Below are 15513 nucleotides of genomic sequence, written 5' to 3'. Positions count from 1 at the left end.
GGCGCCCGACGCGCCGAGGGGGCGCGGGGAGTTCGCCAAACGCGCTGATGAAGCGCCACAAGTGCCCCCTCGCGCCCCGTCGTTCACCCCCGTCGCGCCACCCTCCGCCCGTACCGCCCGACTTGCTCCCGCTTCGCGCCCGATGCGAAGAATGGCCCGTCCCCGAGTCCGCCTCCCAGCCGAGGCCGCTACCGAGCCGGGGCGCCATGACGAGGGGAGCCGTACGTGGGTGCCATCACGCTGGTGAAAGACGCCGGGGAAGCCGCAGCGCTCCCCGAGGACGGCCCGCCCGCCGGACCCCCGCCGAAGCCCCCGGCCGAGACGCCCCTCGACCCCCGCCGCGTCCGGCTCGTCTTCTTCGGCCTGATGCTCGCGCTGCTCCTCGCCGCCCTGGAGCAGATGATCGTCGCCACCGCCCTGCCGAAGATCGTCGGCGAACTCCAGGGCCTGGACCGGATGTCCTGGGCGATCACCGCCTACCTGCTGACCTCCACCATCGGCCTGCCCGTCTACGGCAAGCTCGGCGACCTCCTCGGCCGCAAGAGCGTCTTCCTCTTCGCCATCGTCGTCTTCGTCATCGGCTCCGGACTCGCCGGCTGGTCCCGCAGCATGGACGAGCTCATCGCCTTCCGCGCCCTCCAGGGCGTCGGCGCCGGCGGCCTCATGATCGGCGTCCAGGCGATCATCGCCGACATCGTCCCGGCCCGCGAACGCGGCCGCTACATGGGCCTGATCGGCGCCGCCTTCGGCCTCGCCTCCGTCGCCGGACCGCTCCTCGGCGGCTTCTTCACCGACCACGTCTCCTGGCGCTGGTGCTTCTACTTCAACGTGCCCTTCGGGCTCGTCACCCTCGCCGTCGTCGCCGCCGTCCTCGAACTGCCCAAGCCGAAGGCCCGCGGCCGCTTCGACGTCCTCGGCACCCTGCTCCTCGCCGCCGCCTCCACCTGCCTGGTCCTGCTGACCAGTTGGGGCGGTACCGAGTACGAGTGGGACGACCGGGTCATCCTGGGCCTCGGCTGCGGCGCCGCCGGAACCGTGCTGCTCTTCCTGGTCGTCGAGCACCGCGCACCCGAACCCCTCATCCCACTGCGGCTGTTCCGCGACCCCGTCTTCACGGTCACCGCGCTCGTCGGCGCCGTCGTCGGCATCGCCCTGTTCGGGGCGGCCAGTTACCTGCCGAGCTTCCTCCAGATGGTCGAGGGCGCCTCCGCCACCGAGTCCGGGCTCCTGATGCTGCCGCTGATGGGCGGGATCGTCGTCGCCTCCGTCGTCTCCGGCCAGCTCATCAGCCGCACCGGCCGCTACAAGATCTACCCGATCCTCGGCTCCGCCCTCGCCGTCCTCGGCATGGCCCTGCTCTCCCGCATGGACATCGGCACCCCCCGCCTCACCCACAGCCTCTGGCAGGCCGTGCTCGGCACCGGCATCGGCCTGATCATGCCGGTGCTCATCCTCGCCGTGCAGAACGCCGTCCGGCCCGCCGACCTCGGCACCGCCACCAGCGCCCACAACTACTTCCGCCAGATCGGCGGCAGCGTCGGCGCCGCGATCTTCGGCACCCTCTTCGCCGCCCGCCTCGACTCCGCCCTCGCCGACCGGCTCCCCGCGGTCCGGAGCTCCGGCGGAGCGGCCGCCCTGCCGCCCGCCGAGGCGATCACCCCGCAGACCGTGCACGCCCTGCCGCCCGCCCTGCGCGACCTCTACATCCAGGCGTACGCGGACGCCATGCCGCGCATCTTCCTCTACCTCGTGCCGGTCCTCGTGCTCGGCCTCGTCCTCGCCTTCTTCCTCAAGGAGCAACCGCTGGTGTCCCACCACACCCCCGCCCCCGAGGCCGTCGACGCCCACCTCGACACCGGCGTCCAGGCCGTCCCGCACGCCCGCCACGCGGCCCCCGCCGCCGCCCCGGCCGCGCACCTCCACACCGGAGTCCCCGTCTGCGGCACCGTCCAGCACCACGACGGCAGCCGCGTCCCGCGCGCCGCGCTCACCCTCATCGACGTCGGCGGGCGCCAGATCGGCCGCGGCGCCAGCGGCGAGGACGGCCGGTACGCGCTCAGCGTGCCCGCCAGCGGCTCGTACGTGCTGATCGCCGCCGCCGGCGGCCACCAGCCGCAGGCCGTCTCCGTCACCGTCGGGGACCGGCCGGTCGACCTCGACGTCGTCCTCGGCGGCGCCGGACGCCTCGCGGGGTGCGTCCTCACCGCCGACGGCAGCCCCGTCCGGGACGCCGCCGTCACCCTCACCGACGTCCGCGGCGAGGTCGTCGCCTCCACCCGCAGCGGCCGCGAGGGCGGGTACGTGATCACCGAACTGGTCGCCGGCGAGTACACCCTCGCGGCCAGCGCCCCCGCCTTCCGGCCCGCCGCCGTCCCGGTCAGCGTCCAGTCCTCCCGCGAGACCCGCCAGGACATCGAACTGGCGGGCGGCGCGGTCCTGCGCGGCACGGTCAGGGCCGGCGGCGGGCGCCCGGTGGAGGACGCCCGGGTCACCCTGCTCGACGCGGCCGGGAACGTCGTCGACACCCTCACCACCGGGCCCGACGGCACCTTCCGCTTCGTCGACCTCTCCTCCGGCGAGTACACCGTCATCGCCGCCGGCTACCCGCCCGTCGCCACCGTCCTCCAGGTGGCCGGCGGCGGCCGCACCGAGCGCGACCTCCAGCTCGGCCACCAGGACTGACGGGCCCGGTCCCGTCAGGGGGCGGTCGGCGCGGCCTTGCGCAGAGCGGCGATGCAGCTGCCGATCGCCTCCTGGAGGGCTTCGAGGCGCTGGAGCATGTCCTCCTCGTAGATCTCCTCCTCCATCACCTCGTCGAGGGTCAGCTCCTCGAAGACCTTCGTGGCCTTCTGGAGCGAGCTGTAGAAGCGGGTCCGCCGCTCCTGGACCCGCAGCGCCGGGTCCTCCTCGACGGCCTTGGCGACGAGCCCCTTCACCGACTCGTACGCCTCGCCGGCCCACTCGCCGGCCTCCTCCGAGTCGTCCAGCTCGTCGATCAGCGACAGATGCCGCTCGGCCTCCGCGCGCACCTCGGGCGGCGCCTCCACGGTCTGCCCGGCGGGCGTCTTGATCTGCCCGTTCTCGACGATCTGGCGGACGTAGCCGATCCGGTCCGCGACCTTCGCCTCGGTCGCGACGGCCTTCTTCAGGTCGTCGGTGCGGGCGATGGCCCGCGCCAGCTCCGTCTGGAGCGCCGGGTCCTCCTTCATCCGGTCGAGCAGCGCCCCGCGCGCCGCCTCGGCCGTCCCCGGGTCGGCGAGGATCGCGGCCCGCAGCGCGGTCGGGTTCTCCGCCACCTCCAGCGCCTTCGTCGGCCGGATGCCCTCCGCCTCGGCGGCGGCGCTGATCGCCTGGCCGCGCACGGAGGAGGCGCTGTTGCGGGAGGTGTAGTACGACAGCCAGACGTCGGCGTCCGGCAGATCGATGTCGGCGCCCGGTTCGAGGAACTCGAACTGCGGCACGAGACCGTCGTCGGCCGCCATGTCCCACGCCTTGTAGTAGCGCATCACGCGGTCCGCCGAGCACCCGGCGAGCGCGGCGAACGCCCGCGCCGACACCTTCCGCGCCGCCGTGCCCTCGGCCGCCTGCCCACCGGGCCGCACGCTGCGCGCCACCTTGAGCGCGAACGCCCAGCCGCCGGTCCGCGCGTACACCCCGAAGTCCTGGGCGTCCCGGACGACGACCGGGTCGTGGTCGGCGGGGTCGGCGGTCACCTCCTCCTCGACGGTCTCCTCGGACGTCCCGGAGGCCTCGGGCGCCTCCGCCGCCCCGGTCTCCTCGGGCGCGGGGGAGGCCTCCGGGACCCAGAAGTTCTCCTCCGGCTCGGGGGAGGCGGCGGCGGTGTCGGGGGTGGTGTCGGACGGATCGAGGGCGATGGTCACCGAGAACACTCCGGTCGGTCGGGCGGGACAACTGCGGCCGACAGCCTATACGTACCCGTTGGCGATGTTTGGCCCGATTCGAAGGTCGGGTCGTCGGAGAAACACCTGGCGTCCGGGAGGCGCCACCGGGCAGGATGCCTCCATGATCCACGGAATCGAGACCCACCCCGCGCGGTGAGCGCCCCGCACGCGCGGCCCACGCCCGCGCCCTCCCTGTACGCGTACGCCAGAAGCCTGCGCGACGCGGCACCCGACACCCCGCCGCCCTGGGGCGGCCACCCCCTCCCCGACACGGCGCGACCGCCGTACGGAACGGGACACCACCCGCCGTACCGGGAAGCCCGCGAGGCCGTCACCCGCCTCCTGCTCGCCCGGCTGACCGCACCCGACACGGACCGGGCCGCCGCCGAGACCGAACGCGCCCTCGTCGCCACCCGCGTCCGCGAACAGCTCGTCTTCCCCACCGCCGCCGCGCTCGACCACGCCGACCCGGCCGCCGCCCGCACCCTCGCCCGGCGGCTCGTCCGCCACGGGACGACCGTCCACGGCGTCGCCGCGGGCCTCGGGCTGCTCGTCCGGCTCGGCGAGCCCGAGGACGTCCCGTACCTGCGCGAACTCGGCGCGCTCGCCGAGACGTTCCGCTACGTCGTCGCCGCCCTCGACCCCCTGGACCGGCCGGGCGCCGCCCTGGTGTGGCTGATCCATCGGGCCCAGGGCGAGGAACTGCGCCGACTCGTCGAGGCCGTCGCCGCGCGGGACCCCGAGGCCGTACGGGACCGGCTGCCCCGACTTCCCGAGGCACCACGGGGTTTCGGACCCGAGACCGCCCGGCGCGTCGCCGAGGCCACCGGCATCGCCGACCGCCTCGCCCGGACGCCCGAGGACCCCGTGCTCCTCGCCCAGGCCGTACGACTCCTCGCCAAGGCGACCGGCCGACGCGCCGACCAGATCGAGATCCTCCGCTACGACCGGGCCCCCGCCCTGTACGGGACGGTCGCCGAACGGGCCCACCTGCTGCCCCCGGACCCCGACCACCAGGCCCGGCTGCTCTCCCTCGCCCAGGACCTCCACAGCGGCCCCTCCCGCCTCCTCGACTGGCCCCCCGGGCGACGCGAGACGGTCCTGCGCCGACTCCTGGACGCCGTGCGCGAACCCGGGGAGACCGGGCGCCGCGCCGACTGGATCCGGCACACCGCCGGGCACCTGCGCGAGCGGGGCCCGGCCGCCCCGGCCCGACTGCGGATCGAGGTCGCCGTCTCCGACCCCGCGGACCCGGAGTTCGTCGAGACCCGCCTGCTGGTCGACGGACGCCCCCTCGTGCCCGAGGTGTTCGTCCACGGGACCGGCGACCCGCCCGAGCGGCTGCTCGACACCGGCTCGCTGCGCGCCGGCACCGAGCCCCGCGAGGTACGGCTCGCCGAGGCGTACTGCACCGAGGGCTGCTGCGGCGCGCTGTACGTCACCGTCCGCCGCGAGGGCCGGCACGTGGTGTGGGACGGCTGGCGGCGGCCCGGCCGGCTGCCGGAACTCCCCGCGTACCGCTTCGACGCCGACGCGTACGACGCCGAGGTCGCCCGCGCCGAGCACGACCACGCCTGGACCTGGCCCGCCCGGCACACCGCCCGCCTGATCACCGCCGGACTCCGTGACCGGCCCGAACTCCTCACCCGCTGGGGACTGCGGCAGGGCTGGATCAGCACCGACTTCGGAGCCCCGGACACCACCGTCGTCACCTTCGACGGACCGCGCCCGGACGGAACGGGCGACCCGCGCCAGTACCTCTGGCGGCTGCCCGACGACGGCAGGCCGCCCGCCGAACGCGCCGCCGAGGCGCTGCGCCGGATGGCCGAGGAGGACCCCCGGACCTTCCCGGAACGGCCCTGACGTGCCGGTACCTCCGCCCCGGCGCCTCCACTGGTCCACTCCAACGGCAGTTGTCCACAGGGGTGGTAGCGGCGCCGGGCGGAGCGTACGGTTCCCTCCATGAAGATCCTCATCAGCGCCGACATGGAGGGCGCCACCGGTGTGACCTGGCCCGCCGACGTGCTGCCCGGCACGCCGCAGTGGGAGCGGTGCCGGTCGATGTTCACCTCGGACGTGAACGCGGCGGCGCTCGGGTTCTTCGACGGCGGCGCCGACGAGGTGCTGGTGAACGAGGCGCACTGGACGATGCGGAACCTGCTCCTGGAGCGGCTCGACGACCGCGTGCAGATGCTCACCGGCCGTCACAAGTCGCTCTCCATGGTCGAGGGCGTCCAGCACGGGGACGTCGACGGGATCGCCTTCGTCGGGTACCACACCGGCGCCGGCGCCGAGGGCGTCCTCGCCCACACCTATCTCGCCAACTCGATCACCGGCGTCTGGCTGGACGGCCTCCGGGCGAGCGAGGGCGTGCTCAACGCCCATGTCGTCGCCGAGTACGGCGTGCCCGTCGTCCTCGTCACCGGCGACGACCTGACCTGCGAGGACGCCCTCGGGTACGCCCCGGAGGCGCTCAAGGTCGCCGTCAAGGACCACGTCTCGCGGTACGCGGCGGTGTGCCGGACCCCCGCCCGCACCGCCGCCGACATCCGGGCCGCCGCCCGCGAGGCCGCCGCCCTCGCCGTCCGGCACGACCCGGTCCACGCCGGACCGCACACCGTCGAGGTCGAGTTCGACGCCGAGCACCTGGGCGCCGCCGCCACGGTGGTTCCCGGCGTGGCGCGGAGCGCCGAGCGGCGCGTCGCGTACACCAGCGCGACGATGTACGAGGCGATCCGCACGTTCAAAGCGGTCACGACGATCGTCTCGGCCGCCGTGGAGGAGCAGTATGGCTAGCAGCACGTCCCCCGCAGGACCCGACGCGAAGGCGCTCGACGAGGTCGTCGCCCTCACCTCGGACCTCATCCGCATCGACACCACCAACCGGGGCGGCGGCGACTGCCGCGAGCGCCCCGCCGCCGAGTACGTCGCCGAGCGGCTCGCCGACGCCGGCCTCGAACCGACCCTGCTGGAGCGCACTCCCGGCCGGACCAACGTGGTCGCCCGCATCCCGGGCACCGACCCCACCGCCCCCGCGCTCCTCGTCCACGGCCACCTCGACGTCGTCCCCGCCGACCCGGCCGAGTGGACCGTCCACCCCTTCTCGGGCGAGGTCCGCGACGACGTCGTCTGGGGCCGCGGCGCCGTCGACATGAAGAACATGGACGCGATGGTCCTCGCCGTCGCCCGCTGCTGGGCCCGCCAGGGCGTCCGGCCGCGCCGCGACATCGTCCTCGCCTACACCGCCGACGAGGAGGACAGCGCCGAGGACGGCTCCGGCTTCCTCGCCGACCGGCACGCCGCCCTCTTCGAGGGCTGCACCGAGGGCATCAGCGAGTCCGGCGCCTTCAGCTTCCACCCGCACCCCGGGATGACGCTCTACCCCATCGGCGCCGGCGAGCGGGGCACCGCCTGGCTCAAGCTCACCGCCCGCGGCCGGGCCGGCCACGGCTCCAAGGTCAACGACGCCAACGCGGTCACCCGCCTCGCCGCCGCCGTCGCCCGCGTCGGCGCCCACACCTGGCCCATCCGGCTCACCGCCACCGTCCGCGCCGCCCTCACCGAACTGGCCGCGCTGCACGGCATCGAGATCGACACCGACGACCCCGACCTCGACGTGCCGCTCCTCCTCGACAAGCTCGGACCGGCCGCCGCCCTCGTCGAGGCCACCGTCCGCAACAGCGCCAACCCGACCATGCTCGACGCCGGGTACAAGTGCAACGTCATCCCCGGCCAGGCCGTCGCCTACGTCGACGGACGGATGCTGCCCGGCGCCGAGGAGGAGTTCGCCGCCACCATGGACCGGCTCACCGGCCCGGACGTGGAGTGGGAGTTCCACCATCGCGAGGTGCCCCTCGAAGCCCCCGTCGACTCCCCGACCTTCGCCAAGCTGCGGGCCGCCGTCGAGCGCTTCGACCCGGACGGGCACGCCCTGCCGTTCACCATGTCCGGCGGCACCGACGCCAAGCAGTTCTCCCGCCTCGGCATCACCGGCTACGGCTTCTCGCCGCTGAAGCTGCCCCCGGGCCTGGACTACGGGGCGCTCTTCCACGGCGTGGACGAACGCGTCCCCGTCGAGGCCCTGCACTTCGGCGTGCGGGTGCTCGACCACTATCTGAGGACCGCCTAGCGGCCGCACCCCGCGCACCGCACACCGCACACGCACCGACCCGTACCCAGGGGGGAACGAGGATGCAGAACACGGCCGCCTACGGCAGCTGGCCGTCGCCCGTCGGAGCCGCGCTGGCGGCCGCCAGCGACGGACGCCCCGAATACCTCGGCACCGTCGGGGACGAGGTGTGGTGGTCCGCCCCCCGCCCCACCGAGGGCGGCCGGCGGACCCTGGTCCGGCGGCGCGCGGACGGCACCGAGGAGACCGTCCTGCCGGCCCCCTGGAACGTACGGAACCGGGTCATCGAGTACGGCGGCCGGCCCTGGGCCGCCGTCGAACGGCCCGGCGCCGGACCCCTGCTGGTCTTCTGCCACTTCCCCGACCAGCGGCTCTACGCCCACGAGCCCGACGCCGGACCCGGCGCGGAGCCCCGGCCGCTCACCCCCGTCTCCGCGGTGGGCGGCGGACTGCGCTGGGCCGACCCCGTGCTCCTGCCCGAGCGGGGCGAGGTCTGGTGCGTCCTGGAGGAGTTCACCGGCCCCGCGCCCACCGACGTCCGCCGGGTCCTCGCCGCCGTCCCCCTCGACGGCTCCGCCGCCGACGACCGGGCCGCCGTCCGCGAACTCTCCGACGGACGCCACCGGTTCCTCACCGGCCCCCGGATCTCCCCCGACGGGCGGCGGGCCGTCTGGCTCGGCTGGGACCACCCCCGGATGCCCTGGGACGGCACCGACGCCGTCCTCGCCGAGATCACCGCCGACGGCACCCTCAAGGACGCCAGGACCGTCGCCGGCGGCCCGGAGGAGTCGGTGCCGCAGGCCGACTGGGACGCGGCCGGCCGGCTCCTCTTCGCCAGCGACCGCACCGGCTGGTGGAACCTCTACCGCGCCGAGCTCGCCGCCGACGGCACCCTCGGCCCGGCCCGCGCGCTCTGTCCCCGCGAGGAGGAGTTCGCCGGACCCCTCTGGAAGACCGGGGTCAGCTGGTTCAAGGCCCTGGAGACCGGCCCGATCGCCGTCCTCCACGGGCGCGGCGACGCCGTCCTCGGCATCCTCGACCCCGAGACCGGCACCCTCTGCGACGCCCCCGGCCCCTGGACCGTCTGGGGCTCCACCCTCGCCGTCCTCGGCACCCGCGTCCTCGGCGTCGCCGCCGCCCCCGACCGCTTCGCCGAGATCGTCGAACTCGACACCCGCACCGGCCGCACCCGGGTCGTCGGCTCCGCGCACCGCGACCCCGTGGACCCCGCCCACTACCCCGAGCCCGTGGTCCGCACCTTCACCGGACCCGACGGCCGCGAGATCCACGCCCACGTGTACCCGCCGCGCAACCCCGCCGCGACCGGCCCCGACGGCGAGCTCCCGCCCTATGTGATCCGCGCCCACGGCGGCCCCACCGGACGCTCCGCCCTCGTCCTCGACCTGGAGATCGCCTACTTCACCTCGCGCGGCATCGGCGCTGTCGAGGTCAACTACGGCGGCTCCACCGGCCACGGCCGCGCCTACCGGGAACGGCTCCGCGAGCAGTGGGGCGTCGTCGACGTCGAGGACTGCGCCGCCGTCGCCCGCGCCCTCGCCGCCGAGGGCACCGCCGACCCCGCCCGCCTCGCGATCCGCGGCGGCAGCGCCGGCGGCTGGACCAGCGCCGCCTCCCTGGTCCGGACCGACGTCTACGCCTGCGGCACGATCGTCTACCCCGTCCTCGACCTCAAGGGCTGGGCCACCGACGAGACCCACGACTTCGAGTCCCGCTACCTGGACGGCCTCGTCGGCCGCCTCGACGAGGTGCCCGAGCGGTACGAGGAGCGCTCCCCGCTCGAACACGTCGACCGGATCACCGCCCCCTTCCTGCTCCTCCAGGGCCTCGACGACGTCATCTGCCCGCCCGCCCAGGCCGAGCGCCTCCTCGCCCGGGTCGCCGGCCGGGGCGTCCCGCACGCCTACCTCGCCTTCCCCGGCGAAGGCCACGGCTTCCGGCACGCCGAGACCATGGTCCGCGCCCTGGAGGCCGAACTCGCCCTCTACGCCCGGGTCTTCGGATTCGACCGGACCGACGTGCCGGAGCTGGAGCTGCGCACATGACCGGCCCCGTGCCGGAACTCGCCCGCCCCGCCCGGCTGCGGCCGGGCGACCGGGTCGCCGTGGTCGCGCCCAGCGGGCCCGTCCCGGAGGCCGCGCTGGCCGCCGGCCTCGACGTGCTGCGCGGCTGGGGCCTCGAACCGGTGGTCGCCCCGCACGTCCTCGACGTCCACCCGGAGATCGGCCACCTGGCCGGCGCCGACCGGGACCGGGCCCGCGACCTCACCGAGGCGTGGTGCGACCCCACGATCGCCGGGGTGCTCTGCGCGCGCGGCGGCTACGGCGCCCAGCGCATGACGGACCTCCTGGACTGGACCGCGATCCGCGCCGCGGGACCCAAGGCGTTCGTCGGCTACAGCGACGTCACCGCCCTCCACGAGGCGTTCGCCGTCCGCGCCGGCTTCGCCACCCTGCACGGGACCATGACCGCCGTGGCCGCCTTCACCGGCGACCCGGCCACCCGGGAGTCGCTGCGCGCCGCCCTCTTCGAGCCCGAGACCGTCCGGGTCCTCGGGCTCGGCACCGCACGGCCCCTCGTCCCGGGCCGCGCCGCCGGCGTCACCCTCGGCGGCTGCGTCAGCCTGCTCGCCGCCGACCTCGGCACCCCGCACGCCCGGCCCTCCGCCCGCGGCGGGCTGCTGCTCCTGGAGGACGTGGGGGAGGAGCCGTACCGCCTGGACCGGATCCTCACCCAGCTGCTGCGCTCCGGCTGGCTCGACGGCGTCGCCGGGATCGCCCTCGGCTCGTGGGAGGAGTGCGGCCCGTACGAGGCGGTGCGCGCGGTCCTCGCCGACCGGCTCGGCGGCCTGGGCGTCCCGGTCGTGGAGGAGCTGGGCTTCGGGCACGGCCCCACCGCGCTCACCGTCCCGCTCGGCATACCGGCGGTGCTGGACGCCGACGCCGGCACGCTCACGTTCGACCGACCCGCGCTGGTCTGAGGCGCGGATCCGGCCGGGGGCTACTCCGCCGCCAGTCGCCGCTGGTGCTCCGCGGCCTTGCTCCGGCTGGTCTCCAGGTGGCGCAGCGCCAGTTCCTCGACGCGCTCCACGTCCCGTGCCTCGATGCCCCGGAACAGCTCCTCGTGCTCCTCGGCGACGACCGTGAAGTCGTCGTGCTGGCCGAGCAGCCAGCGCATCCGGCTCCGCAGGGTGCCCTCCAGCTCGTTCAGGAGGGCGTTGTCGGCGAGTTCGGTGACCGTCTCGTGGAAGTCGGCCGCCGCCCGGCGGGCCTCCGCCCCGTCGCCGCGCTCCGCCGCCGCCCGCTCGGCGTCGAGGACGGCGCGCAGCTTGGCGAGGCCCGCGCGGGTGCGGCGCTGGGCCGCGAGCCGGAACGCCAGGATCTCCAGGGCGGACCGGACCTCGACGAGGTCGGCGATGTCGGAGGCGGTGAACTCCCGGACCACCGCCCAGGTGCGCGGCCGGGGCGTCACCAGCCCCTCGTTGACCAGGTCCTTCAGGGCGTCGCGGACCGGCAGGCGGCTCACGTCCAGCTCGGCGGCGATCTCCCGCTCCACCAGCCGGCTGCCGGGAGCCCGCGTCCCGTCGATGATCTGGTCGCGCAGGGTGCGCGTGATCCGCTCCGACTCGGGCCTGAACTCCTCAGCAGCTGTCATGGCCGCCATTCTTCCACCGGGGAGGGTGGCACCCGCCGCCCTCCCCGGGCGGTCACAGCGCCGCGTACCCGGGGCGCACGATCTCCTCGATCAGCCGCCGGCGCTCCGGCAGCGGCAGGAAGGCGGCCTCCAGGGCGGCGACCGTGAACTCCTCGAAGACCTCGGGGCCGTAGCCGAAGGCGTCCGCCATGTGCTGGAACTCCTCGCTCATGGTGGTGCCGGAGACGAGCCGGTTGTCGGTGTTGAGCGTGATGCGGAAGCCGAGGCGGCGCAGCTCGTCGATCGGGTGGGAGCCGTAGTCCTTGGCGGCGCCGGTCTGCAGGTTGGAGGTCGGGCAGACCTCCAGGGCGATCCGGTTGTCGCGGACGTACGCGGCGAGGCGGCCGAGGGTGCCGTCCTCGGCGATGTCGTCCGTGATCCGCACCCCGTGGCCGATCCGCTCGGTGCCGCAGACCTGCACGGCCTCGTGGATCGACTCGGCGCCGACGGCCTCGCCCGCGTGGATGGTGAAGTGGCAGTTCTCCCGCTTCAGGTGCTGGAAGGCGGGCAGGTGGCGGGCCGGCGGGTTGCCGATCTCGCCGCCGGCGATGTCGAAGCCGGCCACGCCGTTGTCGCGGTGGGCGACGGTCAGCTCGGCGATCTCCAGCGAGCGGTCGGTGTGCCGCATGCCGGTGAGCAGCGCGCGGACGGTGATCCGGCCGCCGGTCCTGCGCTCGCCCTCGCGGAAGCCCTCGTTGACCGCCTCGACGACCTCGTCGAGGGTCAGGCCGCCCTCCAGGTGCTGCTCGGGGGCGTACCGCACCTCGGCGTAGACGACCCCGTCCGCCGCCAGGTCCTCGGCGCACTCGGCGGCGATCCGCAGCAGCGCCTCGCGGGTCTGCATCACCGCGCAGGTGTGGGCGAAGGTCTCCAGGTAGCGCTCCAGGGAGCCGGAGTCGGCGGCGTCCCGGAACCAGACCGCGAGCTCGGCCGGGTCCTCGGTCGGCAGCGCGGTGTAGCCGCACTCCCGGGCCAGCTCGACGATGGTGGCCGGGCGGAGCCCGCCGTCGAGGTGGTCGTGGAGGACGGCCTTCGGGGCGCGGCGGATCCAGTCGGAGACGGCGGCCGGCGCAGGCGTGGCAGGGTTGTCAGACAAGTGCATGGCCGGGAAGTGTACGTCATGACCCGCCGGGCGGGGGAGGCCCCGGCCGGCGGGCGACGGGTCCGGCGGGCGCCGGCTCAGTGGGACTGGAGGACCGGCAGCGCGGGCGCGCCCGTCGGCAGCATGTGCTTGGCGGCCAGGACGGGGGTGTCCCCGACCCGCACCACCTGGGTGACCAGGACCGCGGGGGTGTCGGCGGGGCGGCCCAGCTGCTCGCCGCGGCGCCGCCCGAGGAGGGTGGCGGTGATCCCGCTGTGGGCGTGCAGGGCGACCTCGCGGGAGGCGCCGAGCAGGACCGAGAGCATCGACACGGCGGGGTCCCCCGCCGTCGCCGCCCCGCACTCGCGCAGGGCGGCCGCGAAGGCGGGGTGGACGCGGTCCAGGACCTCGTCGGCCGCCGCCCACTCGTGGCACAGCGCGGCGGGCCCCGACTCGCCGCTCAGCACCGACTCCCAGAACCGCAGCTCGGCGCGGGCCGGGGCCAGCAGGTGCTGGGTGGTGAAGTCGGTGGGCTCCTCCACGGTCCGGAGCAGGGCCCGGACGCGGGACCCGGTGCCGCCGCCGATCAGCTCCTCCAGCGGCTGGACGTGCTCGAAGCCGCGGCGCGGGGGGCGCGCGTTCACCGTCCGGCCCACCCCGCGGCGCACCGTGAGCAGCCCGTCCTCCTGGAGCAGCAGCAGCGCCTCGCGCAGGGCCGGCCGGCTCACCCCCAGTTCGGCGGCGAGCTTCGGCTCGGAGGGGAGGGTGGAGCCGGGCGGGTAGGTGCCGTCGTGGACGGCGTCCGCGATCCGCTCGTAGAGCGCCACCACCGGTCGCCGCCGGTGCCCGCTGAGCGCCAAGGCCCCTCCTCGTCCGTCGTCCGGCCACCACGGTAGCCGCCCCTGGTTGTCTGACAAGTCACCCGGACGGCGCTGTCCACCGTCCCGCCGACGTGCCGGTCCCCCCATTCTGGTCCCACGGGTACGCCCGTGACGGACGACGGAGGAGAGGGGCCGGGCATGAGTCCCAAGGACACGGCAGGCACGAGACGGGGGGACCGGCTCGGCGCCGTCACGCCGGGACGGATCGCGATCGCGGTCGTCGCGGTCCTCCTGCTCGTCTTCATCTTCGAGAACACCCGCGAGGTGAGGATCCGGCTGCTGATCCCCGAGGTGACGATGCCGCTCTACCTCGCGCTCCTCGCCACCGCCCTGCTGGGCGCGGTCTGCGGCTGGTACGCCGCCCGGAGGGGCCCCAGGAGGAGCAAGTGAGGCGCGGCGCCCTGATCGGGGCGGGCGCGGCCCTGGCCGTCGCCGCGGTGGCGGCGGGCGCCGTCGGCGACACGGCCTTCCGGCGGGCCCGGCCCCCGATGCCGGACTTCCGCGGCGGCGGCCTGTGGCGGGTCTTCACCCGCCTGGACCACCGCACCCGCCTCGACGTCCACGACGCCTCAGGCCGCGACCGCCGGGTCCTGTGGCCCCCGAGCTGGCGCGTCTGCACCCAGTACCCCGCCGCCGGCACCGGCCTCGACCGCCGCACCACGGTGGTGATCGGCGTCCTCCGCAAGGGCGAACCCTGCCCGCTCCGCGTGACGACGGCCCGCCGCTGACCCGCCCGCCACCGCCCGCGCCCGCGCCCGCGCCACGAAGGGCGGGCCGGCCGAGCGGGACTTCCGGCGGGCGTCCCGCCGGAGCGCCTAGCCTGGGGGCATGTCCGACGATCTTGACCGCTATCTCGTGGCCGGGTCCCGGGTGGGGCTGCGGCCGTTCACGTCCGGTGACGCGGCGGAGTTCACCGCGCGGGCCGAGGAGAGCGTCGGGCTGCACCGGCCCTGGCTGTTCCCGCCGCGGACGGCCGAGGCGTACGCCGCCTACGCGGGCGCGCTGATCGAGGAGCCGGCGCGGGCCGGGTTCCTCGTGTGCGAGCGGGAGGAGGGCGGGCGGATCGCCGGGTTCCTCACGATCAACAACATCGTCCGCGGCGCCTTCCGCAGCGGCGCCCTCGGGTACGGCGCGTTCGCCCACGCCGCCGGGCGCGGTCTGATGGGCGAGGCGCTCGGGCTGCTGCTCGCGCACGCCTTCGGGCCGATGGGGCTGCACCGGCTCGAAGCGAACATCCAGCCGGGCAACTCCCCCTCCCGCGCCCTCGTCCGCCGCGCCGGCTTCCGGCTGGAGGGCTTCTCGCCCGCCATGCTGTTCATCGACGGCGCCTGGCGGGACCACGAGCGCTGGGCGATCACCGACCCTTGCGGTTGATCTTCATCGTGTCGAGGTCGGTCACCGTGGACTTCAGCCCCTTGTGGCCGTGGCCGAGCGCGGCCAGCGCCGCCTCCACCCGTTCCTCGGCCAGCGCGCCCGCCATCTCGTCGCCGTCCTCCGCGTCCGACTCGACGACCAGCCGGTACGAGAAGTGCTTGAGCGCCCGGTCGTACGTGAGCGAGCCCTCCTCGGTGAAGCGCATCGCCGCCAGGCCGTGCTCCTCCACCTCGGCGAGCAGCCGCTCGCGGCTCTCCGGCGTCAGCCCGTCGAAGGTGCCCCGCACGATGACCCGGTAGGTGTGTGGCGTGCCCATCTCTCGTACTCCCGTGGTGCTCCCGGTGCCCGCCACGGCGGCGGACGACCCTCCACCCTAGGCAGGGTCCCGGGCCGGGCGCGCGCCAATTAAGCGCGGCGGAAGGCCCTGGTCACGCG

14 protein-coding genes are annotated in these 15513 nt (G+C 75.3%); 9 read left to right on the top strand and 5 right to left on the bottom strand.

What is annotated here, in order from left to right; all coding sequences use genetic code 11:
- The first annotated feature begins 225 nt into the window (after positions 1-225).
- On the top strand, positions 226-2682 hold the full coding sequence (locus tag ACFW1I_RS22080; protein WP_384672562.1) for an MFS transporter: 2457 nt from the start codon (positions 226-228) through the stop codon (positions 2680-2682).
- A gap of 14 nt (positions 2683-2696) precedes the next feature.
- Here ACFW1I_RS22080 and ACFW1I_RS22075 read toward each other — a convergent pair whose 3' ends face one another.
- Positions 2697-3881 (bottom strand): hypothetical protein, encoded by a 1185-nt coding sequence (locus tag ACFW1I_RS22075; protein ID WP_384672559.1) that lies wholly within the window; start codon positions 3879-3881, stop codon positions 2697-2699.
- 174 nt (positions 3882-4055) lie between these two features.
- On the opposite strand from ACFW1I_RS22075, the gene ACFW1I_RS22070 reads away from it, so the two are divergent.
- The 5 genes from ACFW1I_RS22070 to ACFW1I_RS22050 all read left to right on the top strand — a co-directional run bounded on the left by ACFW1I_RS22070 (position 4056) and on the right by ACFW1I_RS22050 (position 11029).
- Positions 4056-5765 carry a hypothetical protein gene (locus tag ACFW1I_RS22070; protein WP_384672556.1) on the top strand — a complete coding sequence of 570 codons (1710 nt, stop codon included), beginning with the start codon at positions 4056-4058 and terminating at the stop codon, positions 5763-5765.
- Positions 5766-5864: 99 nt separating this feature from the next.
- Complete coding sequence (locus ACFW1I_RS22065) at positions 5865-6698, top strand: M55 family metallopeptidase (protein WP_384672554.1); 834 nt, start codon at positions 5865-5867, stop codon at positions 6696-6698.
- Positions 6691-8031, top strand: coding sequence for a M20/M25/M40 family metallo-hydrolase (locus ACFW1I_RS22060; RefSeq protein ID WP_384672552.1), 1341 nt, complete (start codon positions 6691-6693; stop codon positions 8029-8031). The genes ACFW1I_RS22065 and ACFW1I_RS22060 overlap by 8 nt, the downstream gene beginning before the upstream one ends.
- A 62-nt stretch (positions 8032-8093) precedes the next feature.
- The gene (locus tag ACFW1I_RS22055) at positions 8094-10094 is read left to right on the top strand and encodes a prolyl oligopeptidase family serine peptidase (protein WP_384672550.1); all 2001 of its coding nucleotides are present in this window, start codon (positions 8094-8096) and stop codon (positions 10092-10094) included.
- Complete coding sequence (locus ACFW1I_RS22050; RefSeq protein ID WP_384672548.1) at positions 10091-11029, top strand: LD-carboxypeptidase; 939 nt, start codon at positions 10091-10093, stop codon at positions 11027-11029. The genes ACFW1I_RS22055 and ACFW1I_RS22050 overlap by 4 nt, the downstream gene beginning before the upstream one ends.
- A 20-nt stretch (positions 11030-11049) precedes the next feature.
- On the opposite strand, the gene ACFW1I_RS22045 is transcribed toward ACFW1I_RS22050, so the two are convergent.
- From ACFW1I_RS22045 to ACFW1I_RS22035, 3 genes are all read right to left on the bottom strand, one after another.
- Positions 11050-11703 carry a GntR family transcriptional regulator gene (locus ACFW1I_RS22045; protein ID WP_384672545.1) on the bottom strand — a complete coding sequence of 218 codons (654 nt, stop codon included), beginning with the start codon at positions 11701-11703 and terminating at the stop codon, positions 11050-11052.
- A gap of 52 nt (positions 11704-11755) precedes the next feature.
- Positions 11756-12844 (bottom strand): adenosine deaminase, encoded by a 1089-nt coding sequence (locus tag ACFW1I_RS22040; protein WP_384672543.1) that lies wholly within the window; start codon positions 12842-12844, stop codon positions 11756-11758.
- A gap of 77 nt (positions 12845-12921) precedes the next feature.
- Positions 12922-13683 carry a GntR family transcriptional regulator gene (locus ACFW1I_RS22035; protein WP_384672540.1) on the bottom strand — a complete coding sequence of 254 codons (762 nt, stop codon included), beginning with the start codon at positions 13681-13683 and terminating at the stop codon, positions 12922-12924.
- A gap of 159 nt (positions 13684-13842) precedes the next feature.
- Between ACFW1I_RS22035 and ACFW1I_RS22030 the strand changes: the two genes are divergently transcribed.
- The 3 genes from ACFW1I_RS22030 to ACFW1I_RS22020 all read left to right on the top strand — a co-directional run bounded on the left by ACFW1I_RS22030 (position 13843) and on the right by ACFW1I_RS22020 (position 15078).
- Entirely contained in the window at positions 13843-14094 is a 252-nt protein-coding gene (locus ACFW1I_RS22030; protein WP_384672538.1) for a lipopolysaccharide assembly protein LapA domain-containing protein, read from the top strand.
- Entirely contained in the window at positions 14091-14432 is a 342-nt protein-coding gene (locus ACFW1I_RS22025; protein ID WP_384672536.1) for a hypothetical protein, read from the top strand. Before ACFW1I_RS22030 ends, ACFW1I_RS22025 begins: the two co-directional genes overlap by 4 nt.
- Positions 14433-14532: 100 nt before the next feature.
- Positions 14533-15078 carry a GNAT family N-acetyltransferase gene (locus tag ACFW1I_RS22020; RefSeq protein ID WP_384672534.1) on the top strand — a complete coding sequence of 182 codons (546 nt, stop codon included), beginning with the start codon at positions 14533-14535 and terminating at the stop codon, positions 15076-15078.
- On the opposite strand, the gene ACFW1I_RS22015 is transcribed toward ACFW1I_RS22020, so the two are convergent.
- Positions 15059-15394, bottom strand: coding sequence for a DUF6204 family protein (locus tag ACFW1I_RS22015; RefSeq protein WP_384672532.1), 336 nt, complete (start codon positions 15392-15394; stop codon positions 15059-15061). The genes ACFW1I_RS22020 and ACFW1I_RS22015 overlap by 20 nt on opposite strands.
- Between the last annotated feature and the right edge of the window lie 119 nt (positions 15395-15513).

This window comes from Streptomyces sp. NPDC058955, assembly GCF_042741435.1.
Taxonomy (GTDB): domain Bacteria; phylum Actinomycetota; class Actinomycetes; order Streptomycetales; family Streptomycetaceae; genus Streptomyces.
The sequence above is the reverse complement of the archived record's forward strand: the minus strand, read 5'-3'. Positions and strand labels throughout refer to the sequence as shown.